Origin of the sequence: Marisediminitalea alba (assembly GCF_002993365.1) — a bacterium.
In the GTDB taxonomy this organism is placed as follows: Bacteria; Pseudomonadota; Gammaproteobacteria; order Enterobacterales; family Alteromonadaceae; genus Alteromonas; species Alteromonas alba.
Map to the genome: position 1 here is coordinate 35,057 of NZ_PVNP01000076.1, position 25,735 is coordinate 60,791.

Consider the following 25,735-nt stretch of genomic DNA (forward strand, 5'->3'; position numbering starts at 1 on the left):
TTCAGGTAAATAATGCGGCCACCTCACTCCAGCGGGCTTCGCTTTCTGCTACCAACAATTTACCCGTTACCTGTGGCGAGTAATCGGCGCCATCGAGCATGCGGGCAACCGCACCGGCTTCCTTACTGATCAATAGCCCGGCCCCATGATCCCACAGATTAAGCGTTCCCTGAAAGATAACAAAGGCAGTGGCACCGGTGTTGAGCAGGCGGTACTCGGCCGCCGCACAGCGATAATCCATGACTCTGCCCATCTGCATAACCGCCTGCAGGGCTCGTGGTTTGTCGGCGCCTTTAGAAACCCCGAATGAAAAGCAGCCCATGGTTTCGCTGAGGGGCAGTGAAGATTGTTTACCCGCTTGCAATGGACGGTCCTGCCCATCAACACGGTCAAACGCGCCCTGACCTTTAATGGCCCACATATAATCGCCGCTGACGGGTTCAAAAATGATCCCGGCGACAACTTCACCATAGCTGGCGACACTCAGCATCACGCCAAAATTCACCGAGCCATTGGCGTAATGCCAGGTGCCATCAATGGGATCTAACACAAAGCTAAGCGCTGCATTGTTGAATTGAGACAACGCTGTTGGGTCCTGGTAAACACTCTCCTCACCAATCAACAGGGCATCCGGATACAGGGCGCGGAGTTTGTTCAGAATAAAGGTTTCGGCGGCCTGATCGGCAACCGTTACCAAATCGTGATGATTCTGCTTTTCTTCAACCTGCTCACTGACAAGCTTTCTGAATCTCAGCATAATTTCGGTATCTGCAGCCTGACGGCAAATATCGGCTAATTGATGAAGTTGTTCGCTGTTCAACATTGTCGTCCTGTTGTGATGGGTTACTCTGCTTATACTGACATCTTTAGCTTTGTGTGCCAGTGATCTTTTTATAATAGTGGTTTGCCGGTGCGGTACGTGGCTTATAACCGCCGTAATAACCCACCGCAGAACGTGATTAAAATAACCTGTGGACTGATCTACAATGCCAGATCCGTTATCGGTCCCGTCAACACGGTTCACTTTTTTCAGTAGAGTGCTAATGCTTAATAAATTATTGTTATTACCCGTAAAGGGCCTGGTTACTATTTTGCCCTTCGCCATTACTATTTACTTTTTGGTATGGCTGGTCAGCTCCACCGAGGCGTTATTATCGCCACTTATTCCTGCGCAATATTACTTTCCCGGCCTTGGGGTAGTGACGGTTATCCTGGCGCTTACAGCCATCGGCATTTTGATTAATGCGTATTTATTCAATTGGGTTATTTTGCTCGGTGAACGTCTTTTTGCCCGTGTGCCGGTGGTGAAAACCTTATTCGGCGCCGTGCAGGATGCGGTAGAACTGTTTGAGGTGAAAAAAGAAAAGGAAGCCAAAAAGGCCGTTGCCGTTGAGCTGGATAATGGCATTAAACTGGTGGGGTTTATGACCAGTGAAAAAGTCGCCAACAAGCTGTTTCCCGGCGAAGATAAAGTGGCCGTGTATCTGCCGTTAAGCTACCAGATTGGGGGTTATACCATTTACCTTGAGCGAGACAGAATAACGCCGCTGGATATCGATGTTGAAACGGCCATGCGGATAGCGGTGACCGGCGGTAACTCGATTGAGAAAGACGCTAAATAGACGTTAGCTAAGTGTCTGTTCAGCAAAGATATCGGAGCGTTTAATTATGAAGAAAACTATCAAAAAGCTCGATAATAACGTGGTCAAAGCGCTCACTCTGGCCTGTGAAACCGCTAAGGACTGGGAAATCGGTTTTCAGTGGCTCACTCATACTGCCCGTTATGAGCAGTTTCCGGGGAGCCTGATGGTCACCTGCGTATTTGAACACGACGAAGACGTAAGGCGGCTCACTATTGAAGAAAACGATACAAAGCTTCGCCAGTTGATTCAGCAGCATCTGTTAAAAGTAGGGATAAAGGTAAAGGATATCTGTCGTCATGTGTGCTTCGACAGTGAAGAAAGCTGTGAGCGTGAGCACAGTGGTGACTGGCAGAAAAGGTTAATTCATTGCTAATTAAAGAGCACTTTGAAGTGTTTCGCAATAAACACTATTCCTCACTATTATAGTTTTCTCGCCATATGTCGGGGTGCCGACAGCACCCAGGGGGAACAGTGAGGTTCCCCCTGGACCCCCCTCAGTTCTATGTGGCGAAACAGCATGCTGGCCAACAAAAAGGGTGAACCTAACGAGGCAGAGCGGGCGTCCTGCCCGCCTGCCCTGGCTCGTCGTCCGTGACGAGCCTACGCTTTCCCTAAACTTTTTGTCGGCCAACAATTCGCCACAACAGAACCACAAAAAAAGCAGGAAGTTTTAACCTTCAAAAGTAAAAACAGTGCCCTCGGCATCCGACAAAAAGCGGAGAGTTCAATCACAATTAATTTCTCCATAACAGAACCACAAAAAAAGCAGGAAGTTTTTACCTTCAACAGTAAAAACAGTGCTGTCGGCACCCCGACAAAAAGCGGAGACTCCAATCACCATTAATTTCGCCATAACAGAACCACAAAAAAAAGCAGGAAGTTTTTACCTTCAACAGTAAAAACAGTGCCCTCGGCACCCCGACAAAAAGCGGAGAGTTCAATCACCATTAATTTCGCCATAACAGAACCACAAAAAAAGCAGGAAGTTTTAACCTACAAAAGTAAAGACAGTGCTCTCGGCATCCGACAAAAAGCGGAGGCTTCAATCATCATTAAATTCGCCATTACTGTCACACCTACACTGATTGCCGTTTCTGGATAATAAATCACTTGTGTTTGTTACTTAAAAAGGAAATCACTATGAATAACGCAATCCAGAATAAACCTGCTTTCTTTAAAAAATATGCACCGGCTTTTATTGCAGGGAGTAGTGCCTTTGTGGCGGTAATGGCCGGTAATCCGGCCTTTGCGCAAAGCATTAAACTGATGATCTTTGGCTGATGGACAAAGGCTAAGCACCAGCCTTATTCGGGGCAGGTGCTTGCTCTTTCCTTGCGGTCACCACTGTCCGTCTACGTTATAAAGGTGCAGAGTAATCAACACATTCTCTGCTAAATAGCGTAACCTATAGGCCCTCTTATTTTGTTTAGAAATTAGCTTGTGGCCTGGATCTTTTTCACCCTGATGGCGGTGTTCTTTCAAACATTTCGCAATGCCATCCAAAGTAAACTCAGTAGTACCGTGCCTACTGCCGGGGTCACCCTGTCACGCTTTCTTTTCGCGCCACCGATTGCCGCCGCGTACGTGTGTATTGTGTCTATTGAAGAGGGTATCGGCGTGCCGGAGTTTACGCCTCGTTTTTGGCTGTTTATCGTTTTAGGCGCACTGCTGCAGATTGCTGCCACCTCACTGATGGTGGTGTTATTCAAACAGAAGAACTTTGCCGTGGGGGCGGGGCTGGCCAAAAGTGAAGCGCTGGTGGCCGGTGTGGTGGGTATGTTGTTTTTTGGCAGCGAACTCAGCCTGTTAGGTTGGCTGGGTATTCTGATTGGTGCGGTGGCGGTATTTGTGCTGAGTGGCTGGCGCCGGGGTGGCGACTTATCGGCGAAAACCGTGGCTATCGGACTCGCCTGTGGAAGCTGTTTTGCGCTGACTTCCCTGTATGCACGCGAGGCGAGTCATGCGTTGGGACTGCCCTACGTGCAGGCTGCGGGGTGGGTGTTGTTTTGGGTTCTGTCGCTGCAAACGGTGTTGCTGTGTACATTTATTACCGCCAGGCAACCCGAAACGTTTAAAAAGCTGGCGGCCCGGCCGGGGCTGGTTATCGCTGCCAGCGTCACCAGTTGTATTGGCTCCATCGGTTGGTTTACCGCAATGGCGATGCAGCATGTTGCTTACGTAAAAACCCTCGGCCAGCTGGAAGTGCTTACTACCATGCTTATTACCATTGTTTGGTTTAAACAGCCTGTACGACGTCATGAATTTGTGGGGCTGGTGCTCATCGGCCTGGCGGCCATACTGGTTATGTGGACCTGATCTCGCAATTCCGCCTGGTCCGCGCTAGGCTAAGAATATTATGAGCGATAAAGGAAAAGCGTTGCCCGACTATACCGACCCGGTGCTGCTTGAAGCATTAACCGAATTGAAAGCGGTGTTTAATGAAGGGATTTCTGAATACCAGTTGATTAAACAGCTGCAACAGCCGCCCTGGCTGTTGTTTGATGGGGTAGAGCTGAGCGAGCCGCTCGCGATGTTTCGCTGTCATTTTGTGCTGTTTAATGCCCTGTATTCGTTAAGCGAGGCGTGGCGGCAGCAAGGGTTGGGCGAGCTGGATATTCATACTCTTAACATCAGATTGAAACCGGCAACGGCCTATACGGCAGGGGTGACCGGGCACGACGGTCTCAAGGCTTACTACCTTAACTGGGGTAACTTTACCGATACCAACGGAGCCGACGTGGAGGCCTTGCTGGATGATTTCTGGCAGCGCATGGCTGGCCGCGATCTGCCGCCCGGCGATGTGGCCAAAGCAAGGCTGACGCTTGAGCTGGATACCGAAGGTGAACTCACCACTGCAGAGCTAAAAAAACAGTACCGTAAATTACTTCAGCAGCATCATCCCGATAAGGGAGGCAGTACGGCCAAAGCCCAGGAAATTAGCCAGGCTTATCGTATTTTATGCGGTCAGCATAATTAGCTGACCAGCTGCGTGTATTGCTGGGCGTCTTCCCGCTTGTCAATTTTATGCTGATCTTCAGAGCGGCCCTCGCGCCAGTAGCTGGTGACATACACCTGCGTGCGCGGAACGTTAAATTCCACGTCCAGTGTACTGCGAATTGCGCGCATTGAGGAAAACTCACAAGCCGCCCAGACTGCCGGCTCACCTTGCAGCCATTCGATATCCAGCAGGCTTTTGGCCAGACCGGCGCTGCCAGCCTGCACTAGCCAGATAACTTCGATACCAGCGGGCGCTTGCAGCGGCTGCTTGTCTGCTTCACTCACGATACTGATAATGGCATAGCCGCGGGTTTGCTCAGGCAAGGCTTCTAACTGTGCGCTGATAGCTGGCAGCGCAGTCATGTCACCCAGCAGAATCACCCAGTCGTGTTCAGGCGCCAGGCCCTTGGAAGTGCCCGGGCCTGCCACCATAATGGTGTCGCCGGGCTGGGCTGATTGTGCCCAGTGAGAGGCAGGGCCGGCCTCAACGCCCTCGCCGTGGAGCATAAAGTCAACGGTCAGGGTATTCGCAGCTTTGTTCAGCGCACGTACGGTATAAGTACGCATCAGTATTCTCTGGCCCTCTTGCGGCGCGGTAGGTTGTGGTTCACCAAACTGGTTAAATAACAATTTGATGTAGCTGCCAGCGGGAGCATCCGGAAAAGACGCTAAGTCGTCACCGCTAAGGACCAGTCGTTGTAAATTGGGGGTCAGGCGTTCTGTGCTCAGTACCTGTAATTGGTAGTATTGCCGTTTTTTCATAGTCACTCCTTATAATGGGTCGAAAACCTTTCCTAATCGTCCGTGTAAAGAGGAGAGGAGTTGGCAGGTGCAAACCGAGAGACCGGCTTGCTCGGATTTAATCATACCTGTTTGTAACGCTGCCCGGAGAGCATCGGACGCAGCGATCAGGTTATCTGTCGATAATTATAAATAAGAATCATTTGTAATTAAAGTTGTCTAATCGAACGGGTTAATTGGTAAAATAGAATGGCGAGGCTATTTATAAATGGCGATAGCGGGCGAGGAGTTGCTCCATTGCTTCGCGGCGTTGCTGGGGCTCATCATCCATTACGCCGTATATTCGCAATCCATTATCAACTCGCTGAACGCCCATTGCATAGCAGTGGCCACCGGTGCGTGGCAGCCATAAACGCTCGTCGCACATGACGTCTTTAAGAAAGGTATTTTGTTGGTCTGCCGACATGCCGGTCAGGGAATAATGCAGGATCCAATCCTGTAAGTCGCAGGCAAAGTGAAGGTTATCGCCCAGCTTTGAGGCTAACGGAGCGAGACGGTTTGGCAGTTCTGCCGGCACCTGGGGGGCATGATTTTCCAGCGTATCCGTTACCAGCGGGCAGGATACTTCTGCGTCGGCTTTGCGCTCCATTATGCGGATCACAGGCTTTTTGAGCGGACGTGCGCCCGTTATTACCGGTGTTAAGGTGAGCGCCTCAGATAGCGCTACCACCTTGCGGTTAAGCGGCAGCTGCCCGTGATACCACGCCAACAGGGCGTTGATGGTTTCAGGGTATTTCGATTCAAAGAAAATATGCTGCTTGGGCACAATATGCAGATGACGGACTTCGTCTACCAGCGTCTGTTGTGCTGCTATAAGCTGGCCAGGGCGGCCAATCAGCCGCAGGGCAAACTTTTTAACGTGGTTGGCCGAGTCTTCCACAAACACCCGCATGTTGTAGGGTTTCATGGCTTCGTTTAAACGAGACTGGGCCGATAACAGGCCATCGATATAGCACTCAGGCAGCCACCAACTGAAAATATAATCATCCTGCAGCGTATCACTGAAAAAGCGATGCTCCTTAGGAACATAAGTATTATCGGTAGGTTTACTGATGGCAGTACACAGCAGGGGCAGTTCGTCGGCCTCAAGGCCTGCCAGTAGCAGTGTGATGTGCTCCGGCTGATAATACTGGGATTTATATGCTGCAACATCTTCCGCATGGATCTCGGCTAAAGTATCGCAATAACCGCCCCAGTGATGGTAGCAATCCGGTGAGCGGTCACCACGCCAGATACTCATTTGCGCCTGGTAGTCGGGCGTTGCCTCGTACATGGCAAGCTCACGGGCAATTACGCCATCCCGCTCGCGTTTAATGTCGTCGGTGGGGTATTCAATTTGTTGTAAGCCCGCGTACAGGTAGCCCACAATCTTCAGCAACACCGATTTGCTGGGCGACACGGCGTAAAAATAACTAAAGCCGTTGTGGCTGGAAGCGTTTATTTTCACCGGCAGCACGCTGTTGGCCGCAAATAAGGCATGGCGCTGCTGGTAACGATCGGAATAACGGAATACCAGATGCTCAACCAGGTGGGCGATGCCCGAGCTGTCTACGGCGGGAGTGGGCACCACAAAAGCTGCACCGTATTCTTGTGCAAGTTGCTTGAAGCTGACAACGTTGAGGCCGTTACCCAGGCGTGTCTGGTTACCCATGGCTGATTCAGATTTCCGTAATTGGGATCTTTACTTTGGGGTCACGATACACTAATTCGCGCTCAGGCGTTTGAGATTTTGCCACGGCTTCGGCCATTAAATGGTGATCCGGTGATTTAGAACAGACCGGATCGGTTTTGTACATATCGCCGGTTAACATATAAGCCTGACAGCGACAGCCGCCAAAATCGAGGTCTTTTTCGTCGCAGGTTTCACACGGCCCCTGCATCCAGTCATTGCCTCTGAAGTGATTAAAGGCAAAATCATCAAACCAGATATCCCGCACCGACTTTTCTTTTACATTAGGGAAAGTCAGCGGCAGAATTTTAGCGCTGTGACACGGTAATGCGCTGCCATCCGGCGCGACAGTAAGGAAAGTAGTGCCCCAGCCATTCATACAGGCCTTGGGACGTTCCTCGTAATAGTCAGGCGTGACAAAAATAAAGTGCGGACCTTTGCCATCCTGCTTGTCGCGAAAGACATTCACCTTAGCTTCGGCTTCAATAAGCTGGGCCTGACTGGGTAACAGATGGTCGCGGTTCAGGTACGCCCAGCCGTAGTACTGCACCGTTGCCAGTTCCACATAGTCGCCTTCCAGTTCGCAGCATAGCGCCATGACTTCTTCAATCTGATGAATGTTCTGCGCGGTCAGGCAGAAGTTCAGGACCATGGGATACTCGAACCGCTTAACCAGCTTCGCCACTTTGAGTTTTTGTTCAAAGGAGTGGCGCTTGTTACCAATTAAATCATTGGCGTCGGCATTAGCGGCCTGAAAACTTAACTGAATATGGTCAAGCCCTGCCTCGCGCAGCGCGGCAATGCGCTTTTCGGTTAAGCCGATTCCAGAAGTAATCAGGTTGGTGTAATAGCCCAGTCCACTGGCGTGGGCCACCAGTTGCTCCAAATCTTTGCGCAGGAGCGGCTCACCGCCGGAAAAACCCAACTGCACCGCGCCCATTTCCCGTGCATCGCTGAGTACTTTTAACCAGGTGTCGGTATCACACTCCTGCTCTCTGGAACCCAGATTGACTGGGTTTGAGCAGTAGGGGCAGTGCAGCGGGCACTCATAGGTCAGCTCTGCCAGTAACCATAACGGCGGGCCAGGCTGATGTGGAGCGCCAGAGCCATTCTCAGACATAGTTTATCCAACGTTTTTGTTCGGCATGCTCAAAAAAAGTCAGTACATCTTCTTCGATACCTTCGGCATCGGGATATTCGGCTTGCAGTGCGGCAACGATATCGCCAACGGATTTCGTGCCATCTACCTGTAACAGAATAGCAGATGCGCTGCCGTTGAGTTTTATCATGCCTTCCGGAAACAGCAGAACGTAGCAGTCCTGGGCTTTTTCAAACTGAAACTTAAATAAACGGTTCAGTTTGGGCACTTTGCTGGCTAATTCACTCACTTACATCAACCCCTTATGGCAGATACTCTGGTCGGCCACGCCGTGGAACGGGCGACGCTCAAACTCATAGGCCAGACTAATGGCATCGGCCAGTGACCACAACACATCCAGCTTAAATTGCAGGATGTTGAGCGCTTTTTCCTGTAGCTTACGGGTAGTAAAGTGATCCAGGGTTATTTGTAAGCCGTGTTCAACATCACGACGGGCCTGGCTCAGGCGCATCTGAAAATATTTAAACCCTTCTGCATCTATCCACGGATAGTGTTCCGGCCAGGTGTCCAGTCGGCTCTGATGAATTTCCGGGGCAAACATTTCGGTAAGAGAAGAACAGGCGGCTTCTTCCCAGGTCGCGCGGCGGGCAAAGTTCACATAAGCGCCCACTGCAAACTTAACCCCTGGTAAAAGCAGCTTTTCGTCAAGAATGTCCTGGCGGTCAAGGCCCACAGCTTCGCCTAAGCGCAGCCAGGCTTCGATGCCACCTAAGCGTGGATCACCCTCTTCGCCATCGTGATCAAGAATACGCTGTATCCATTTGCGGCGGGTTTGCATATCCGGGCAGTTAGCCAGAATGGCGGCGTCTTTTACCGGGATACATTGCTGATAAAAGAAACGGTTGGCCACCCAGCCCTGAATTTGTTCTTTGCTACATTTACCCTGATTCATGGCCTTATGAAAAGGGTGATGAATATGGTAATACTGGCCTTTGTCACGCAGCCTTTGTTCGAATTCTTCTCTGCTCCAGGGGCGTTTTTCGCTCATGGGATACCTCTTTTATAGGGTGATTTGCATACCGTCGTATGCCAGTTCTATATCGTTATCAGTTAAATACTGATGTGCCTCGGAATCTTCGTTCAGAACCGGATTGGTATTATTGATATGAATCAGCACTTTGCGATCGATGTTAAAGCGATTCAGCAGGCTGACGGTACCGTCGGGTCCGTTTACCGGCATGTGGCCCATCTGACTGCCCAAACGATTGCTAAAGCCTTTCTGAATCATTTCGTCATCGAGCCATAAGGTGCCGTCAAACAACACGCAGGACGCCTGGTCAAGCATGGACTCCACGAGCGGACTGGCTTGCACACAGCCTGGCGCATAAAACAGGCTTTTGCCGCTGGCGGTATCGGTGATTTGTAAACCAATATTATTACCCGGCACCACTTTATCCCGGTAGCTGGAATAGGGCGGCGCGTTGGACTCCAGTACCACCGGATTAAACACCAGACCCTCTGCACCCTGTGGGGTGAAAGACGCTGCATAATCGGTATCAATACTATGCCGCTGTAAACCGCCATGCCAGTGTTTGAGCATGGTGAACAGCGGGAAGGCTGTGGTTAAATCTTCGTGCACGACATCGGTACAGTAAACCGGTAGCGGTAAGCCTTCGCGCAGTGTCAGCAGGCCAGTGGTGTGGTCTATCTGACTATCGGTTAAGATAATAGACCGAATACTGGTGCCGCGTTGCTGCTGTTTATCAGCCGGCCAGAGTGCTGGCGTATGATTAATTTGTTGGCGTAAATCCGGGGAGGCGTTGATTAACACCCAGTCAGTGCCGTTGGCGCTGACTGCGATACTCGATTGCGTGCGGGGAGAGGCTTTAATGGAGCCATCGCGAACGCCACGGCAGTTATCACAGTGGCAATTCCACTGCGGAAAACCACCACCGGCTCCCGCACCCAGGATCAGAATCTTCATGTAATGAGCCCTGATTGGTTACCTAACCGCTAAACGGTTGCGGTAAAATTTAATTAAAAGCGTTACCAATAAAAAAGGCTGCACCACTACTAAGCGAAAGCGCAACCTTTTATAGGTCTTGTTGAGATGACGTCTCCGGAAAACTCTCTCCGGGCATGAAGCTCTTATCTGTTGCTGATGTACAGAGTAACTTCAAAGCCTAAACGCATTTCGGTGTATTGAGGTTTAGTCCACATAACGGGCTCCTTATTAACTTCGTTTTAACACTTTTATGATTGTAGGACTCGCCTCACGAAAAAAAAATCCTACTTTGGAACTACTTTTTATAATCCCTTTAGGGTAAAAATCCACGAGCGTCCGTATTGATAGACCATTGCGGCGCAGTTAAGTTGCTATAATTTCGTAAAAATTGTAACAACAGCGGCAGAGGCCTGCCGGTAGCGCTATTGCCTGTTCCATATTGAAAGCTGGTACCGGCGATATCAAGGTGAGCCCAGGGCGTATTACCGGCAAAACGGGCTAAATAGCATCCGGCGGTGATCATGCCTGGCGATTGACTGCCTGCATTTCGCATATCTGCAAAAGGGGAGTCCAGCGCATCCTGGTAATCCGGCCATACCGGCATGGTCCAGGCGCGGTCGCCACTTTCATCACCGGCCTGCTGCAGTGCCTGGTTGAGTTGCGGTGAGTTGCCCATTAAGCCACTGGCATGACTACCAAGGCTGACAATCTGTGCGCCGGTCAGGGTGGCCACGTCAATAATCAGCGCTGGCTGGTGTTGTTTGGCGTAAGTAATGGCATCGCAAAGTACCAGTCTGCCTTCGGCATCGGTACTGATAATTTCCACCGTTTGCCCTGACATGGTGGTGAGAATGTCCCCTGGCCTGAAAGCATCGCCATCGGGCATGTTCTCGGCGGTCGCAATTACTCCGGTAACATTTACCGGTAATTTGAGCTCAGCCACGGCGGCCATCAGGCCTATTACCGACGCGCCGCCGCACATATCGTAAATCATGCTTTGCATGCCCGGCGGCTTTTTAAGGGTGATCCCACCACTGTCAAAAGTAATGCCTTTGCCGATGACCCAGATTGCCGGCTCCTCAGGCTCTGCGCCTACATAGCGAATTACCGGCATACAACCTGGATGCACCGAGCCTCTGCCAACGGCCAGATAGGCGCCCATTCCCAGTTCAGTGAGTTGTGCTTCATCCAGAACGTCGGTTGATATGGTCGCAAACTGTTCGTCAAGCGCCAGAGCACATTCAGCAAAATAGCCGGGGGTACACAGGTTGCCCGGCATGTTGGCAAGATCGCGTGTCCGGCTCATACCGTTATGTAAAGCCCGGGCATAATCCAATGACTCATCTAAGCTGTCGTCGCTGACCAGTAACGTTACGCTAATTTCTTCACGCCGGGATGTTTTGGTTTTGTAATCGCTAAACTTATAGGAGGCATGAAAAAGGGCCTGGATGAGAAGTTCGCCACCCTGTAACCACGGGGGCATAATAATCTCAGCTTTCGCCTTGTTCAGTTGTTCTAGTACGTCGCTAACCACATTACTGATACGCTTGGCATCAGCCTTTACAATATCCATGTTAGTGTCGACTAACAAAATGCGTGAAGCTTTAAATTCTGGTGGATTTATGCACAGTAAGTATTTACTTTCTGAATGCCAGTCACCCATTTTTTTATAATGTTCTATGAGGGTTTCGAGGCAGGCCGGATACGCCTGGGAAGGAAAGCCGGTCTGTCCGGCTGGCACCAGAATAACCAGCAATTCTGCACTGTGGTTATCAACGGCTGCCATATTCAGATGTTGCGTTTGCATTATCACAGCAACGACTCCTGTGCTATCTGTACGCGGGTAAGTGTGCCATCAGTGTAACGGCTAAGTGCTGCTTTCGCTAACCGGATGTAACGGCGTGGGTTTGCTTTTCACTCTTCTTCTGATTGTAGCGATAAGCAAACAGGCGCTGATAAGGCCGATGCCAAACCAGCCTGTAAGGGAGAGCTTTTCACCTACTATTGTGACTGCCAGCAAGGCGGCTACAACTGGTTCCAGCAGTGTGATAGTGGTGGCCAGACTTGCGCGCACAACCGTCAGGCCTCTGCCGAATAACAGATAGGCTAAAAACATAGGAACCACGGCCAAATATAACCCCACCGAAAAATTATTCACTGACGCGAGTAGCGGTGCGCCGGTGACGAACAATACGGGCATTAACAGCAGGGCACCCAGACCAAACATGCTGCCCATAGCGGCCCGGGATGCAATGCCCCGGTCGATCAGGCGGCGAGCTATCCAGGAATACATGGCATAAGTGAAAGCGGCAACTAAACCAAGCAGGATCCCGACGCTGTTATGCCAGCTGGTGGCAGTGTTTTCAAATGAGCTGGCGGGCTTTGCTGCCGTCAGACACACCACTCCGGTTATCCCGAAGGCAATACTGATAAGCCATCTGCGATTTAGCGATTGTTTATCGAAAGTCCACTCAATCAGCGCAGCGGCAATGGGCGCCAGGCCAATGGAGATTACGTTACCAACGGCGACGCCTGAGAGTTTCATGGAGCTGTAAAAAGCCAGGGGGTAAATGGCGACATTCATCGCGGCTGCCAATACCAGCAGACGGTTGTTAAAAAGTGCGGTTTTATGCCGGGCTATGGGCCTTGCAGCAACCAACGCCAGTAACAGACCGCCAACCCCCATTGTGACTGAAGCTATACCTAATGGGCTGACCTGTGGCGCGAAAGTAGCCGCAGTGCCGGTGGTTCCCCACAGCACGGCGGCAATAACCACGGCAATAATACCAACGAAATAGCCTGGCTGTGAACTCATAGGGCGCGCTCTATCAATTTGTCTGCCATGGCTCTGGCGCGGGAGATGGCATGTACGTCACGTGACAACCCGGCAAGCGAAATTGAGCCCTCGAGTAAAAAACAGATATGTTCGGCCAGTGAAGCAGCGGTATTACCGCTTTCTTCTGTCAGGGGTAATTCGTTGAGCTGGTTTATAACGATTTCCCTAACTTCCTGCTTATGTCTGTTGACCGCTTCACGTTCCTGACTTCCGGCTGGCATTTCAGCCGCGGCGTTTAATAAACCACAGCCGCGAAAGCCATTCTGATAGTCGAACTCGGCGTGATCCTGGTAGGCATCGAAAACCGCGAGAACCCGCTCCCAGCCATTTGAAAGGTTGTCTGATCGGCGGGCAAACAGGTCGAGCCATTCCTGATGACGGGCATCGATGTAAGCGGCAATAAGCTCAGATTTGGATTTAAAATTATTATACAGCGACATCTTGGCAACGCCGGCCCGGGTGATCACCGCGTCTACGCCGGTAGCAGTGATGCCATGGTCGTAAAACAATTCTCCGGCTGCTTTAAGCAATTTATCCCGCGCACTAACCCGACTCATAATCGTCCCCACAATTAACTATACAGACTAGTCTATATAGTTAATTTTCAGGATACAAGTAAGATCACTGTTAAAATATAAAACTATTCTCCATAGCTTGTCTTTGTTGGTCTTTATACCAATCATTCTATCTGTTTTTAAAGGCGTGATAATGCCAGGAAAGGCACCTAAAAAAGCCAAAGTTAATGCCTTTCAGAAACGGTGATAACCACCAAGTTTGCGGCTAATCCACAGACGTGGACGGGGGCGTCGGCCGGGCGCGCAAGTGGGTTATGGCGATTACAGTCACTATTGCCAGCAGCACCGATGCGGCAATAAAAGGCATTCTATGCCCGATGCCATATAAGGTTGCCGCAACAGGCGGACCGATAATATAACCCATGGCTGGCGAGGCGGTAATAAACCCGGTTACCGTGGCCTGATTTTCCGGTTTGCAGCTTGAACTGGCTAGTGCCGCGATGGCCGGGTAGCTAATTCCCAACCCACTGCCTAAAAACAGCATCGCCATATATAAGTGTGGCGTTTGCTGATGCAAATAGATAATCAGATAGCCAATCGATAGCAATGGAAAAGCGATTTTAACCAGGTTACCAGGGTGCATGCTGGTTCGTTGAACCAGCGTGATTTGAACGGTTAACGCACAAATGGCACTTAACATCATCGCCAGTCCTACCGCCTGGGCGGCTTCGGTAGTGGTAAGTTTGTGATGATCAATCAGGAAAAACGCCAGGGATTGCTGCATCATCGCAATAGCCAGAAAGACACTGGCGTTCATGCCAATTAGCAGCGGTACATAGGGCTGTATACTTCGAGACCCTGGCTGTATTGCTTTGCTGGGTGCAACGCTGGCAGGTTGACCATGTTCCACAGGTAAAAAACGCCAGACCAGTACTACCGCTATGAGGGTCATCAGGGTAATGCCATAAAGTGGTGCCAACAGATGAAAACTAACCATCAGTCCTGCGAATGTTGGCCCGAGAATTTGCCCAAGACTGTGCGCAGAGGACACTTTACTGATTGCTTTAACCCTTTCTTTTTCACTGCTGATCGCGATGGCCATTCCCACCACCGATGGCGGAGTAGCCGACATGATGGTGGCCTGGGCTGTGCGGGAAAACAGAAGGGCGATAAATAAGGCCGAGCCAACTAGCCAGCCCTGAAAACCGGTTAGCCATACCGAGGCAAATATCAATGTACCTATGGTGTAGCCAGTCAGTCCGGTGATGAGGAGACGCCGGTATCCACGACGCTTACCAATTCGTGACCAGAATGCATTACCCACTGCGTACATCATGGCCGAGCTGGACATCAGAAACGCTACGTTAAATTCGCTAAGCCCGACCTCGCGGCCCAGCGGCGGCAATGTTGTCATCACAACAGACTGACCCATGGCGGTGGCAAGCAACGAAAAGAACAGTAAGCGAAAGGTCATGTCAGGAAGGGGACACCGAAAATAAATGAATGAATTGCCAGTCTAACACGAACAGATGCTTTGCCACCGATATCAGGTTGTTAGATGTATTTATTTGTCAATTCAGCTGCCGCGCAGCAGCACTTCATGAATAAAAAGACTTGTTATATTAGATTTGGCGCATATATTGCTGCTACAAATTAGGTTTTATTGTCTTAACGACGGTGATTATGAATAGTATATCCAGCAAACTTGTTGCAATCAGTACGCAAAAGCCATTATGGGTTTATGCCATACTGCTGCTTTTGACCCTCGGCGTTGGTAGCCAGATCCCACGGATTACCATCGATACAGACCCGGAGAACATGTTGGATGCCGATCATCCCGCACGGGTTTTTCACAATCAGACCAAAGCAGATTTTGGCATGTACGACGCCATTGTTGTTGGTGTTGTGGACGATGAAAATTCACAGGGCGTTTACAATGAGTCATCTTTGACTGACATTTTTGACTTAACTAAGTCAATTTTGTCAATTGAAGGCGTGGTAGATGCAGATTTAATGTCTATCTCCACGGTAGACAATATTTCTCAGGCCGGACCGGGCACCATTCGTTTTGAATGGATGATGCCAAATCCACCGGCTGATGAGGCCGCTGCGGCGCAAATTCAAACCAATATTGAACGCCTGCCTCTGTTGTACGACACGCTGGTTTCACAAAACGGTAAAGCCGCGGCCATCTACGTGCCCATTCTCGATAAAAATGAGAGCTATCGAATTGCCGAAGAAATCCGCGCTGCCATCAATCAGTTTGACGGCACCGAGCAATGGTATATCACCGGGTTGCCGGTGGCCGAAGATCAGTTCGGTTTTGAAATGTTCGTGCAAATGGGCATTTCTGCGCCACTGGCGGGGCTGACTATCTTTATTTTGCTGTTTATTTTCTTCCGCAATATCCCACTTATTATTGCACCAATGGTAGTGGCCATGGCAACCGTTATCGTGACCATGGGACTACTGATTGGCTTTGGTTTTACCGTGCACATTATGTCGTCAATGATTGCCATCTTCCTGATGCCGATTGCGGTGGTGGATTCGGTGCATATTCTGTCGGAATTCTCTGACCGCTATAAACCTGGCGAAGATTTAAAAGCCGTGGTCAAAGAGGTGGTAGGTCACCTGTTTACCCCCATGTTGTTTACCTCGATTACATCATCGGTTGGCTTCTTCTCGCTCATGCTAACGCCTATTCCACCGGTACAGATTTTTGGTGCCTTTGTGGGCTTTGGGATCCTGTTTGCATTTTTGGTGACCATTGTGTTTATTCCCGCTTACCTTTCGCGAATGAGTGACAAAGCGCTGAATAATTTACAAGAAGCTCTGCATCAGGATGGCAACGGCGATGGTTCACGTATCGCTCGTATCGCTCGCGGACTGGGGAAAATTGCCACCGGATATAAAGGCTCTTTACTGGTAGCCTTTGGCGTGATTTTCGCGGTTTCAGTTTGGGGCGTTACACAAATCCAGATTAATGATAACCCGGTACGCTGGTTTAAATCCGATCACGAAATTCGCGTGGCAGACCGCGTATTAAACGAGAATTTTGCCGGTACTTATAATGCTTATCTGGTATTAACCGACCGCACTGAGCAGGCCACGCCACGGAGCATGCTGGATGGTGTGACTATGCCTGCGTCACTGCAAGACTGGCGCGAAGAAACGCTGGCAACGGTGAAGAAAGGTGCACAAGGCGAAGCCCTGCAAAACCTGATCTTTGCCATCGACGATAAACTGTTTGATGACCTCACTCCCGAGGAAACTGACTACCTTGATGCTGTTATGGCAAAAGTTGAAACGGCTAATAGTCAGGGCAAAACCTTTCAGGATCCAGAAGTACTGGCCTATATTGAAAAACTGCAACAAACCCTGCAGGACTCTGGTTTAGTTGGCAAGTCCAATGCGCTGCCAGACGTAGTTAAAGTGGTTAACCGCGAGCTACGTTCAGGCGAGCAGAAAGACTATCAGTTACCTGACAGCAGCAATGCTGTAGCGCAAACCTTGTTGCAGTATCAGTCATCGCACAGGCCAAACGACCTGTGGCACTTTGTTACGCCGGACTACCGGGCGGCGCTGGTGTGGCTGCAACTGACCAGCGGTGACAACCAGGATATGACCGCAGTGGTACAGCTGGTGAGTGACTATATTGACGCCAATCCGCTGCCTGCCGGTATTGAAGCCGACTGGGCCGGTAAAGCCTACCTCAACGTGGTATGGCAGGAAAACATGGTAGCCGGCATGCTCGACAGCTTAATAGGCGCGTTTGTGATTGTGTTTGTCATGATGATCGTGCTGTTTCGCTCGTTGGTGTACGGCGTGCTGGCCATGCTGCCGCTTACCATCACCATTACCTTTATTTATGGCCTGATAGGCATTGTGGGTAAGGACTACGACATGCCTATCGCAGTGCTTTCCGCGCTAACCCTGGGCTTGTCGGTGGACTTTGCGATTCACTTCCTGGAACGCGCCCGGGCTACTTTCAACGATACAGGCAGCGTTCAGCAAACTATGGCTATTATGTTTGAAGAGCCGGCAACCGCCATTTCGCGTAATGCACTGGTGATTGCGCTGGGCTTTACCCCGTTATTGTTTGCCCCGCTCGTACCCTACATCACCGTTGGTGTGTTTCTTGCGAGCATTATGGCTATCTCCGCCCTGGTAACCCTGTTGTTATTACCGGCGGTAATGAGTCTGGGCCGTAAAATCGTCTTCAAGTCGGCGAATTAAGGAGTGGTTATGAAATTCACACAATTTGCTAAAACAACCCTGGCTGCGACAATTCTGGCAGCCACTAGCCTGACACTTTTGACACCCGCTATGGCAGAGGTGAATGTAGACCAACTGATCAAACAGGCCGAAAAAGCCGCTTACTATGCAGGTGACGACGGTCGCTCTGATGCCCGCATGATGATTGTAGACAGCCAGGGCCGTAAACAGTTGCGTCAGTTCACTATTTTACGCAAGGACGTAGAAGATAACGGCGACCAGAAAATGATGGTGTTTTTCTCTCGTCCTACCGATGTGAAAGACACGGTTTTCCGGGTAGAGAAACATGCCGATACCAATGTGGATGACGACCGCTGGTTGTACCTGCCTGCGCTGGATCTGGTGAAACGAATTTCAGCAGGCGATAAACGCACCTCCTTTGTGGGTTCGCACTTCTTCTATGAAGACGTGTCTGGTCGTGCCGTATCCCAGGATGACTTCTCACTGGTAGAAGAAAACGCAGAGCGGTATGTACTTAAAGCGGTGCCTAAAGATCCAGCCTCGGTAGAATTCGCCTACTACATCGTCGAAATCGACAAGGCTACATCCTTACCGGTACTGATTAACTTCTACAAAAGTGATGATACTAATTACCGCCGCGTAGAATCGGTGCAGGTCGATGATGTGCAAGGTTTCCCAACCGTATTGCGCTCAAAAGTGTCTGATCTGAGCAGCGGCGGCTACACCTTAATGGAGTTCCGCGGCTCAGAATATAACGTGGGATTGCCGGATGAGGTGTTCACCGAGCGAAGCCTGCGTAACCCACCAGTGCAGTGGATAAAATAATGCGCCGTTCATTGTTATCCCTAGCCATTGTGGCTGCTCTGATTGCAGCACCGGTACTGTACTCAGCTGAATCGACTGCTCAGGAAGCTCAGACCAGCAGTGATGAGTGGGATGCCTGGGATGAGTTTGATGAATTCGAAGAAAGCGAAGAAGTATCCCCCTTTACCTGGGCAGGCTTTGGGGAAATTGCTGTGGGTCAGCGCTTAAATTCCGACCCGGCAGTAAATACCGATAAAACCTTACGGGATTTACGGGTGCAGTTACAGGCCGACTATACCCTTGAGGCGTCAACCCTGTCGTTTCGGGGCGACCTGTATTACGACGGTGTCCTCGACAGTGTGGAAGTGCAAATTCGCGAAGCGGCCTGGCAGGGTAACCTGGCCTTCTTAGGTGACTGGGGCAGCAAGTTCGACGCTAAAATCGGTCAGCAGGTATTAACCTGGGGCACGGGTGACTATGTGTTTTTAAATGATATGTTTCCCAAGGATTATCAGTCCTTCTTTGCCGGTCGGGATGACGAGTATTTGAAGGCCCCCAGTCTATCGGCCAAGTTATCCGGCTATTTTGACTGGGTGAATGTGGATCTGGTGGTTACCCCCCGGTTTGAGCCGGATAACGGCATTACCGGTGAGTATTTTTCTTTTTTTAATCCACAGTTTGGAATGAACGTAGCGCCTGCGTTTGAAGTACTGGACAGCAACGAGCCGGATGACGCCGAGTGGGCGTTGCGTATGTATAAAACCGTCGGCCAAACCGAGTTCGCCTTCTACGGTTATCACGGCTACAACAAAACGCCAATGGCTGCCGATGAGCAAGGCTTGCCTAGTTACAGCCGGTTAAATGTGTGGGGTGCCAGCGCCGTTAAACCGCTCGGACCGGGCCTGGCAAAAGTGGAATACGCTTACCACGATGCCATGGAAGACAGTGACGGCACTAACCCGCTGGTGCCAAACAGTCAGCACCGTTTTTTACTGGGTTATGAACAGGAACTGATTGCCAATTTAACCGGCACCGTGCAGTGGTACGCCGAGCATATTGTTGATCACGATGCGCTGATGGCCAATGCTTACTGGCCGCAGTACGAGCAGGAAGAAAGCCGTCATGTGGTAACCACTCAACTCATGTACCGGGCGCTCAGGCAAACGCTAACCCTTAACTGGTTTAACTTTTATTCGCCCACCGACGGTGATGGTTACATGAAGTTTCGTGCTACCTATTCACCGGTGGATGAGTGGCAGATAAACGGCGGGGCCAATCTGTTTTACGGTGATGAGCCCCACACCTTTTACTCACAATTTAAAGACGCCAGCAATGTGTATGCGTCTTTCCGTTATTTTTATTAGGAGTTAGTTATGTCTGCAGAACGTGCGTTAACCGCTTTTGCCGGATTTATGGTGTTGCTGTCTGTGGTACTCACCTGGTTTGTTCATGAAAACTTTTTATGGTTTACCGTGTTTATTGGCGCCAACCTGTTTCAGCAAAGCTTTACCGGTTTTTGTCCGGCCACCATTATTTTACGTAAGGTGTTTGGCTTTAAAACCGAGAAAGAGCTGGCGCTCAACCAGTAATATCCGGAAATTCAGTCAGTAAGTGTTTGTTAGTAAATGCTTACTTATATACTTTCCTCATTGATGGATGTTCCCATCCGTTCCTTGCCCCGGCTGTTGCGGGGCTTTTTTATGAGGTTAAACATGCCAGCATCTCGCCCTCGAATTGTGCCCAGTCCAAGGGTTGGGTACTGATAATTTCAATCCGGCTATCACGGCGATAGGCGACTTTGTCGAAGTCATGTTTGTCTTTCACCCGATTATAAAAGACCCACACCGTACCAATCTTTATCACCCCTTTAATGCGGCTTATAGGCTCAAGGCCGTTGAGGATAGCTTCGAGTTGCCAGTAATCAAAGCAATCATCGCGGTGAAATATCCAGCCGCAGCTGTAAAGGCCATTGCCGTCGCCGGTTTTTCGCACCGGCTTACCTGGCGTAGCGATTTCAGCATGGTCGCTGTGGTCTTGTGTATGTTCATGTTTGTGGTCATGGCTGTGATGTGAATGGTGATGAGATTCAGGAAACTGCGCTTTAAGTTCACCGTTTCGTACCACGTCCAGTAACGCTATATCGATAACCGAACGGGTGGTACGGCCCACGTATTGCTTGGGCGGAAACATAGCATTAAGGCCGTTTTCGGTGGCAGCAATCTGCTCTGCACTAGCCAGATCGCACTTGTTAATCAGTACAACATCAGCAAGGTTTAACTGGTCGTGAAAGGTTTCGTTGTTAATTACCTCCGGTTCGCCCAGAGAACGCGGGTCCAGCAAGCAGATGGTGGCGCGTAAATCCAGTTTATCGCGAAACGCGGGGCCGGTTAACGTATCAATTATCCCTTCAGGATGGCCAATACCAGTAGGCTCGATGAGCAGCCGGTCGGGACTGGCCTGTTCAATCAGCGCGCGAACCGTTTTACCCAGCGAAGCGCCAAGGGCACAGCAAATACAGCCTCCCGCCAGTTCTTTTACATGCAGACCGTTTTGATCGAGTAACATTTCCTGATCAATACCCACCTGGCCGAACTCATTAACCAGTATCGCCCAGTTTTCGCCCTCTGGTTTATCAGCCAGCAGCGCATTAATGGCGGTGGTTTTGCCCACGCCCAGAAAGCCGGTAATAATATTGGTGGGGATCAACGGGGTGTTCTGGCTCATAACTTCTCTTTCGCTTAAAAAATGAAACACTGCTAAACAGCAATATTGGTATGGTACAGAATGGCGTTATAGTATAACAATTCAAGGGCCTGCAGCATGTATGGCCTGGTAAAACACCATTACTGAATGACGCATAAAGTCTGGATGCTGACATCGTATAACCATCACAGAGAACGCATATGGCCATAACCGATCCGCTGGTTGCGGATGAATTATTACCCTCCCTTAATGCTTTATTGCAGCTAACCGAGCAATCGCCGCCCTTAAACGGCGCGAATCTGGGGTTTTATCGCAAGCGCGCCAGAGTAGGGGGCAGCAAGCCCCTTGATGATGTGCCTTTTGAGGTGGTGGATGTAGCCGAGGGGCAAGGATACCGGGGCTTTCGACTTTGGGTAATCAATACAAATGCGAATGCTCTGGCGCGGCCGGCAGTACTGCACTTTCATGGTGGCGGGCTGGTAATGGGCAACTGCCAGAATTCCCTGCCGCGTATGCAAAGCCTGGCCAAAGCATTAAATTGCGCGGTGGTATCGGTGGAATACGGCCTGGCGCCTGAAGTGGGGCCCGACGAGGCGCAAAAACAGCATCAGGCTGCGCTGAACTGGCTCATTGCACAGGCAGGTAAGCTGGCAATTGATACTAGCCGAATCAGCTTATTGGGCGTGAGCGCCGGTGGCTGCCATGCCGTAAATCTGGCACTACGCTGTGCCGATAATAAGATGATAGGTTTAGCCGGTATGGCGCTGCTTTATCCTATGCTGGACGACAAAACCGGCAGTACCGTGATGCCGCTAGCACATCAGGGGCGGTATTTATGGACAGCCGAACAGAATCACTATGGCTGGCGCACTTTCCTCGGCAAAGCCCCTGGTAGCGATAAAATACCCAGTCACCATGTACCAGCCAGAGCGAAAACCCTTAGCGGATTGCCACCTACCTACATTGCGGTGGGAGAACTGGATCTGTTTTATGCCGAAAACTGCTTCTTTGCCGAAAGGCTTAAGGCTTTAGGTATTGTAACTGAGCTTTTCACTGTGCCCGGTGCATTTCATGCCTTTGAGTCCATAGCCCCGCAAAGCCAACTGGCGGATGAGTTTAATCAGCGCCTGCTACAGGCACTGGATCGGTTTTGCCACTAATCAGTGCTTCTTTCTATACCAATTAAAGTATGCATTTTATTCATAAATTAATGAAATAAAGTCACTTTTATTCATGTGAATTGGTGCGTATAACTCTCTCAAGTTCTGAACACTTAAGGTGTTTGGCGAGTTTTTAGTTCTTGGAGCAGGGTAGCAGATGACCATGAAAGATGATTTTAGCTTTTCCATAAAGCGCGTTTGTTTCGATGAAGATTACCGTCCATCAGACAACACGCGAATTACTACTAATTTCGCCAACCTGGCCCGTGGTGAATACCGCAAGGCGAACTTGCGTAACGCCCTGGCGATGATAGACAACCGCTTTAATGCCCTGGCAAGCTGGGATAACCCGGCGGGTAATCGCTACAGCGTAGAGCTTGAAATTCTATCGGTGGACATTGATATCGATGGCAGCGGGCAAGCTTTTCCCACCATTGAAATGCTGCAAACTTATATTGTTGATAAGCAAACCAATGAGCGCATTAACGGTAACGTTGGCAACAATTTCTCTTCTTATGTGCGTGACTATGATTTTAGTGTGTTGCTGCTTAATCATAATAAAAACCAGACTGGCTTTAGCATTCCGGACAATTTTGGCGATCTGCACGGCAAGTTGTTTAAGTGTTTTGTGAATTCGCAGGAATATCAACAGGCATTCGCTAAGCTGCCGGTGATTTGTTTGAGTGTGTCAGACAGCAAAACTTATCACCGCACCGAGAATACCCACCCGGTACTGGGTGTTGAGTACCAGCCAAACGAGTCGTCACTCACCGAACTGTATTTTCAGAAAATGGGCCTCAAGGTGCGCTATTTCATGCCGCCAAACAGTGTTGCGCCGTTGGCTTTTTACTTCTTTGGCGATTTGCTGAATGACTATACCAACCTGGAGTTGATTAGCACCATAGCCACTATGGAGACGTTCCAAAAGATATACCGGCCGGAGATTTATAACGCCAATGCAGTGGCCGGGCAACAGTATAAGCCTAATCTTAAACACCCGGATCACTCGATTACCCAAATAGTGTATGACCGTGAAGAGCGCAGTCAGCTTGCTATCGAGCAGGGGCAGTTTGCCGAACAGTATTTCATTAAACCTTATCAGGCCGTGCTTGAGCAGTGGTCTGCCAATTACAATAATTAACAACCGGAAAGCATGCTTACTATGAAAAACTTATTACCTGTATGTAGCGCCGGCAGTTTACCTAAGCCAGCCTGGCTGGCACAGCCAGAAACCCTGTGGTCACCCTGGAAACTGGAGGGTGAGGCACTGGTGGAAGGGAAGCAGGATGCGCTACTGCTGTCGTTGCAGGGCCAACTCCGCGCCGGTGTTAACATTGTTAGTGACGGCGAGCAATCCCGTCAGCATTTTGTCACCACGTTTATCGAACACCTCAGCGGCGTGGATTTTGAAAATCGTAAAACGGTAAGAATTCGCAATCGCTACGATGCCAGTGTACCGGTAGTGGTGGATGCCGTGGCCAGAACAAAGTCGGTCTTTGCCGACGATGCCCGTTTTTTACGTAAACACACCAGCCAACCAATAAAATGGGCGTTACCCGGGCCGATGACGATGATTGATACGTTGTACGACGATCATTACAAAAGCCGTGAAAAACTGGCCTGGGAATTTGCCAAAATTCTTAATCAGGAAGCGAAAGAACTGGAAGCCGCTGGGGTGGATATTATTCAGTTTGATGAACCAGCCTTTAATGTGTTCTTTGATGAAGTGAATGACTGGGGGATCGCAGCGCTGGAAAGAGCCATTGAAGGCCTTAAGTGTGAAACCGCGGTGCATATCTGTTACGGCTATGGCATTAAAGCCAATACCGACTGGAAGAAAACCCTGGGTGATGAGTGGCGCCAGTATGAAGCGGTGTTTCCAAAACTACAGCAGTCAAATATCGATATTATTTCGCTGGAATGCCATAACTCCCGGGTGCCCATGGAGTTGATTGAATTGCTCCGCGGTAAAAAAGTGATGGTCGGTGCCATCGATGTTGCAAACAATGCGATCGAAACGCCGGAGGACGTCGCCGATACGCTGCGTAAAGCTTTACAGTTTGTTGATGCGGATAAGCTTTATCCATGTACAAACTGCGGCATGGCACCGTTGTCCCGGGAGGTGGCGCAAGGCAAATTGGCAGCCCTCAATGCTGGCGCGCAAATTGTGCGGGATGAGCTGGGTAGGTAATCCGGTTCGCAAGCATTACATCTATAGAATTTTCTGGAATGGAAAATCGGCCCCTGAGATTCAGGGGCCAGGTATCACTTCTCGAGACTGTAAAAGGTGTCTGTAATCCTTTTCACTCAAACCTTCTACAGCACATTTTAATGCCACTTACTAATTAACGCGTTTTCACTGGAGAGGAAGTATGTTTAGCCACTTTGTTTGCCTGATTCTTTCTTCGACTCATAAGCGGCACTCACTCCGGTACTCTTGGTCAACACATCAAGATAACTCAGGTTATTACTACATTTCGTTATCAGACCTGCGAGCTCAGATAGTTCATTACCTTTTACGTAATAGAGTCGTTTTGACAACGCATCGACTTCTCGTTTCATGGTCTCGCTACCATCACCTGAATAGGTTTGTACGACTTGGTTAAACTTACTGTTTAAATAGTCGTTCATTGTCTTCTCGGTTGGTAATGAGCCCAATAGGAGAGCGATAATTATGAAGCCATCATTTTGTCCTATAGAGGAATTTTCACGTTTCCTTCTTGACAGGAGCAGTCCTAAAAGCAACCAGGCGGCGTCTGCAATCTCCAGAGCCTCGTCATCTCCCTGGTTATCTTCCTGGTATTCTGTCAGGCGCATAAGATCCATTCTAAAATGCTGAATCAAACCCATTGCTCGAAGTTCTACCAGGCCTATGCCGAAGTTTCTTGCTCCTTGGTTTAATCCACTTAGAACGTTAAGGACATCAAAGAATTCATTGTCGTCATCAACAATTCTTTTTGGCTATGTTCGGATTAACTGTTGTTGAATCGAAAAGAGCCTGTTTTCGTTAAGGTTTTCTGGATTATCCATAAACCTGAACCAACCCAGGTAGTGTTCCAAGTATTTTGTGGCTACTCCGTGAAACCGTTTTATCCACGCTTTCAGACGGCTGTGATAGGCGTTAACATTTTGAATGTGAAAGACTTTATCTATCACCTTAATTCCTCCTGCCACATCTAAGCGCTTGTGTATTAAATCATTTTTCTCAGAAAGAGCTATGTAGGGCTTATAGCCATCACTACACAACACACTGTCTTTCTCTAATTT

Annotated in this window: 27 protein-coding genes; 12 read left to right on the top strand and 15 right to left on the bottom strand. The window is 49.7% G+C overall.

Features of this window, described 5'->3' with window-relative positions; genetic code table 11:
- Position 1: 1 nt before the first annotated feature.
- Entirely contained in the window at positions 2 to 823 is an 822-nt protein-coding gene (locus C6Y40_RS08605; protein ID WP_170308445.1) for an inositol monophosphatase family protein, read from the bottom strand.
- 220 nt (positions 824 to 1,043) lie between these two features.
- Between C6Y40_RS08605 and C6Y40_RS08610 the strand changes: the two genes are divergently transcribed.
- The 5 genes from C6Y40_RS08610 to C6Y40_RS08630 all read left to right on the top strand — a co-directional run bounded on the left by C6Y40_RS08610 (position 1,044) and on the right by C6Y40_RS08630 (position 4,620).
- Positions 1,044 to 1,622, top strand: a complete 579-nt coding sequence (locus C6Y40_RS08610) for a DUF502 domain-containing protein (protein WP_105934238.1) — start codon at positions 1,044 to 1,046, stop codon at positions 1,620 to 1,622.
- A gap of 46 nt (positions 1,623 to 1,668) precedes the next feature.
- Positions 1,669 to 2,016 carry a Fis family transcriptional regulator gene (locus C6Y40_RS08615; protein WP_105934239.1) on the top strand — a complete coding sequence of 116 codons (348 nt, stop codon included), beginning with the start codon at positions 1,669 to 1,671 and terminating at the stop codon, positions 2,014 to 2,016.
- A 767-nt stretch (positions 2,017 to 2,783) separates the two neighbouring features.
- Positions 2,784 to 2,924 carry a hypothetical protein gene (locus C6Y40_RS24715; RefSeq protein WP_170308446.1) on the top strand — a complete coding sequence of 47 codons (141 nt, stop codon included), beginning with the start codon at positions 2,784 to 2,786 and terminating at the stop codon, positions 2,922 to 2,924.
- Positions 2,925 to 3,083: 159 nt separating this feature from the next.
- Entirely contained in the window at positions 3,084 to 3,959 is an 876-nt protein-coding gene (locus tag C6Y40_RS08625) for a DMT family transporter (protein ID WP_105934241.1), read from the top strand.
- A 40-nt stretch (positions 3,960 to 3,999) separates the two neighbouring features.
- The gene (locus tag C6Y40_RS08630) at positions 4,000 to 4,620 is read left to right on the top strand and encodes a DNA-J related domain-containing protein (RefSeq protein WP_105934242.1); all 621 of its coding nucleotides are present in this window, start codon (positions 4,000 to 4,002) and stop codon (positions 4,618 to 4,620) included.
- Here C6Y40_RS08630 and C6Y40_RS08635 read toward each other — a convergent pair.
- From C6Y40_RS08635 to C6Y40_RS08685, 11 genes are all read right to left on the bottom strand, one after another.
- Positions 4,617 to 5,402: a siderophore-interacting protein gene (locus tag C6Y40_RS08635; RefSeq protein WP_105934243.1), complete on the bottom strand. Its 786-nt coding sequence runs from the start codon at positions 5,400 to 5,402 to the stop codon at positions 4,617 to 4,619. The genes C6Y40_RS08630 and C6Y40_RS08635 overlap by 4 nt on opposite strands.
- 241 nt (positions 5,403 to 5,643) lie before the next feature.
- Positions 5,644 to 7,092, bottom strand: a complete 1,449-nt coding sequence (locus C6Y40_RS08640) for an insulinase family protein (protein WP_105934244.1) — start codon at positions 7,090 to 7,092, stop codon at positions 5,644 to 5,646.
- 7 nt (positions 7,093 to 7,099) lie between these two features.
- Positions 7,100 to 8,230 (bottom strand): pyrroloquinoline quinone biosynthesis protein PqqE, encoded by a 1,131-nt coding sequence (pqqE, locus tag C6Y40_RS08645; protein WP_105934245.1) that lies wholly within the window; start codon positions 8,228 to 8,230, stop codon positions 7,100 to 7,102.
- Positions 8,223 to 8,498, bottom strand: a complete 276-nt coding sequence (gene pqqD, locus C6Y40_RS08650; protein ID WP_105934246.1) for a pyrroloquinoline quinone biosynthesis peptide chaperone PqqD — start codon at positions 8,496 to 8,498, stop codon at positions 8,223 to 8,225. The genes pqqE and pqqD overlap by 8 nt, the downstream gene beginning before the upstream one ends.
- The gene (pqqC, locus tag C6Y40_RS08655) at positions 8,499 to 9,257 is read right to left on the bottom strand and encodes a pyrroloquinoline-quinone synthase PqqC (RefSeq protein WP_105934247.1); all 759 of its coding nucleotides are present in this window, start codon (positions 9,255 to 9,257) and stop codon (positions 8,499 to 8,501) included.
- A 12-nt stretch (positions 9,258 to 9,269) separates the two neighbouring features.
- Positions 9,270 to 10,193, bottom strand: coding sequence for a pyrroloquinoline quinone biosynthesis protein PqqB (gene pqqB / locus C6Y40_RS08660; protein ID WP_105934248.1), 924 nt, complete (start codon positions 10,191 to 10,193; stop codon positions 9,270 to 9,272).
- 164 nt (positions 10,194 to 10,357) lie between these two features.
- Positions 10,358 to 10,429: a pyrroloquinoline quinone precursor peptide PqqA gene (pqqA, locus tag C6Y40_RS25405; protein ID WP_073324441.1), complete on the bottom strand. Its 72-nt coding sequence runs from the start codon at positions 10,427 to 10,429 to the stop codon at positions 10,358 to 10,360.
- A 98-nt stretch (positions 10,430 to 10,527) separates the two neighbouring features.
- The gene (locus C6Y40_RS08670; protein WP_105934249.1) at positions 10,528 to 12,021 is read right to left on the bottom strand and encodes a leucyl aminopeptidase; all 1,494 of its coding nucleotides are present in this window, start codon (positions 12,019 to 12,021) and stop codon (positions 10,528 to 10,530) included.
- A 60-nt stretch (positions 12,022 to 12,081) separates the two neighbouring features.
- Positions 12,082 to 13,029 carry a DMT family transporter gene (locus C6Y40_RS08675; RefSeq protein WP_105934250.1) on the bottom strand — a complete coding sequence of 316 codons (948 nt, stop codon included), beginning with the start codon at positions 13,027 to 13,029 and terminating at the stop codon, positions 12,082 to 12,084.
- Positions 13,026 to 13,607, bottom strand: coding sequence for a TetR/AcrR family transcriptional regulator (locus C6Y40_RS08680; protein WP_105934251.1), 582 nt, complete (start codon positions 13,605 to 13,607; stop codon positions 13,026 to 13,028). The genes C6Y40_RS08675 and C6Y40_RS08680 overlap by 4 nt, the downstream gene beginning before the upstream one ends.
- Positions 13,608 to 13,830: 223 nt before the next feature.
- Positions 13,831 to 15,039, bottom strand: coding sequence for an MFS transporter (locus C6Y40_RS08685; RefSeq protein ID WP_105934252.1), 1,209 nt, complete (start codon positions 15,037 to 15,039; stop codon positions 13,831 to 13,833).
- Between the two features lie 209 nt (positions 15,040 to 15,248).
- Between C6Y40_RS08685 and C6Y40_RS08690 the strand changes: the two genes are divergently transcribed.
- From C6Y40_RS08690 to C6Y40_RS08705, 4 genes are read left to right on the top strand one after another with little or no spacing between them, the layout of a single operon-like run.
- Entirely contained in the window at positions 15,249 to 17,801 is a 2,553-nt protein-coding gene (locus C6Y40_RS08690; RefSeq protein ID WP_105934253.1) for an efflux RND transporter permease subunit, read from the top strand.
- Between the two features lie 9 nt (positions 17,802 to 17,810).
- On the top strand, positions 17,811 to 18,626 hold the full coding sequence (locus tag C6Y40_RS08695) for an outer membrane lipoprotein-sorting protein (protein ID WP_105934254.1): 816 nt from the start codon (positions 17,811 to 17,813) through the stop codon (positions 18,624 to 18,626).
- Positions 18,626 to 19,969 carry a DUF1302 family protein gene (locus tag C6Y40_RS08700; protein WP_105934255.1) on the top strand — a complete coding sequence of 448 codons (1,344 nt, stop codon included), beginning with the start codon at positions 18,626 to 18,628 and terminating at the stop codon, positions 19,967 to 19,969. Before C6Y40_RS08695 ends, C6Y40_RS08700 begins: the two co-directional genes overlap by 1 nt.
- A 9-nt stretch (positions 19,970 to 19,978) precedes the next feature.
- The gene (locus C6Y40_RS08705; protein ID WP_105934256.1) at positions 19,979 to 20,194 is read left to right on the top strand and encodes a YgaP family membrane protein; all 216 of its coding nucleotides are present in this window, start codon (positions 19,979 to 19,981) and stop codon (positions 20,192 to 20,194) included.
- Positions 20,195 to 20,303: 109 nt separating this feature from the next.
- Here C6Y40_RS08705 and C6Y40_RS08710 read toward each other — a convergent pair whose 3' ends face one another.
- Positions 20,304 to 21,329 (bottom strand): CobW family GTP-binding protein, encoded by a 1,026-nt coding sequence (locus C6Y40_RS08710; protein WP_105934257.1) that lies wholly within the window; start codon positions 21,327 to 21,329, stop codon positions 20,304 to 20,306.
- Between the two features lie 179 nt (positions 21,330 to 21,508).
- Between C6Y40_RS08710 and C6Y40_RS08715 the strand changes: the two genes are divergently transcribed.
- The 3 genes from C6Y40_RS08715 to C6Y40_RS08725 all read left to right on the top strand — a co-directional run bounded on the left by C6Y40_RS08715 (position 21,509) and on the right by C6Y40_RS08725 (position 24,659).
- Entirely contained in the window at positions 21,509 to 22,468 is a 960-nt protein-coding gene (locus tag C6Y40_RS08715) for an alpha/beta hydrolase (RefSeq protein ID WP_105934258.1), read from the top strand.
- A 163-nt stretch (positions 22,469 to 22,631) separates the two neighbouring features.
- Positions 22,632 to 23,609, top strand: a complete 978-nt coding sequence (locus C6Y40_RS08720; protein WP_105934264.1) for a DUF1852 domain-containing protein — start codon at positions 22,632 to 22,634, stop codon at positions 23,607 to 23,609.
- 21 nt (positions 23,610 to 23,630) lie between these two features.
- Positions 23,631 to 24,659, top strand: a complete 1,029-nt coding sequence (locus C6Y40_RS08725) for a methionine synthase (RefSeq protein ID WP_105934259.1) — start codon at positions 23,631 to 23,633, stop codon at positions 24,657 to 24,659.
- 185 nt (positions 24,660 to 24,844) lie between these two features.
- Here C6Y40_RS08725 and C6Y40_RS24720 read toward each other — a convergent pair whose 3' ends face one another.
- Together C6Y40_RS24720 and C6Y40_RS08735 are read right to left on the bottom strand one after the other, a co-directional pair.
- Entirely contained in the window at positions 24,845 to 25,294 is a 450-nt protein-coding gene (locus C6Y40_RS24720; RefSeq protein WP_105934260.1) for a hypothetical protein, read from the bottom strand.
- A gap of 135 nt (positions 25,295 to 25,429) precedes the next feature.
- On the bottom strand, positions 25,430 to 25,735 hold a 306-nt coding region (locus C6Y40_RS08735), incomplete at its 5' end, for an IS1595 family transposase (RefSeq protein WP_146129497.1).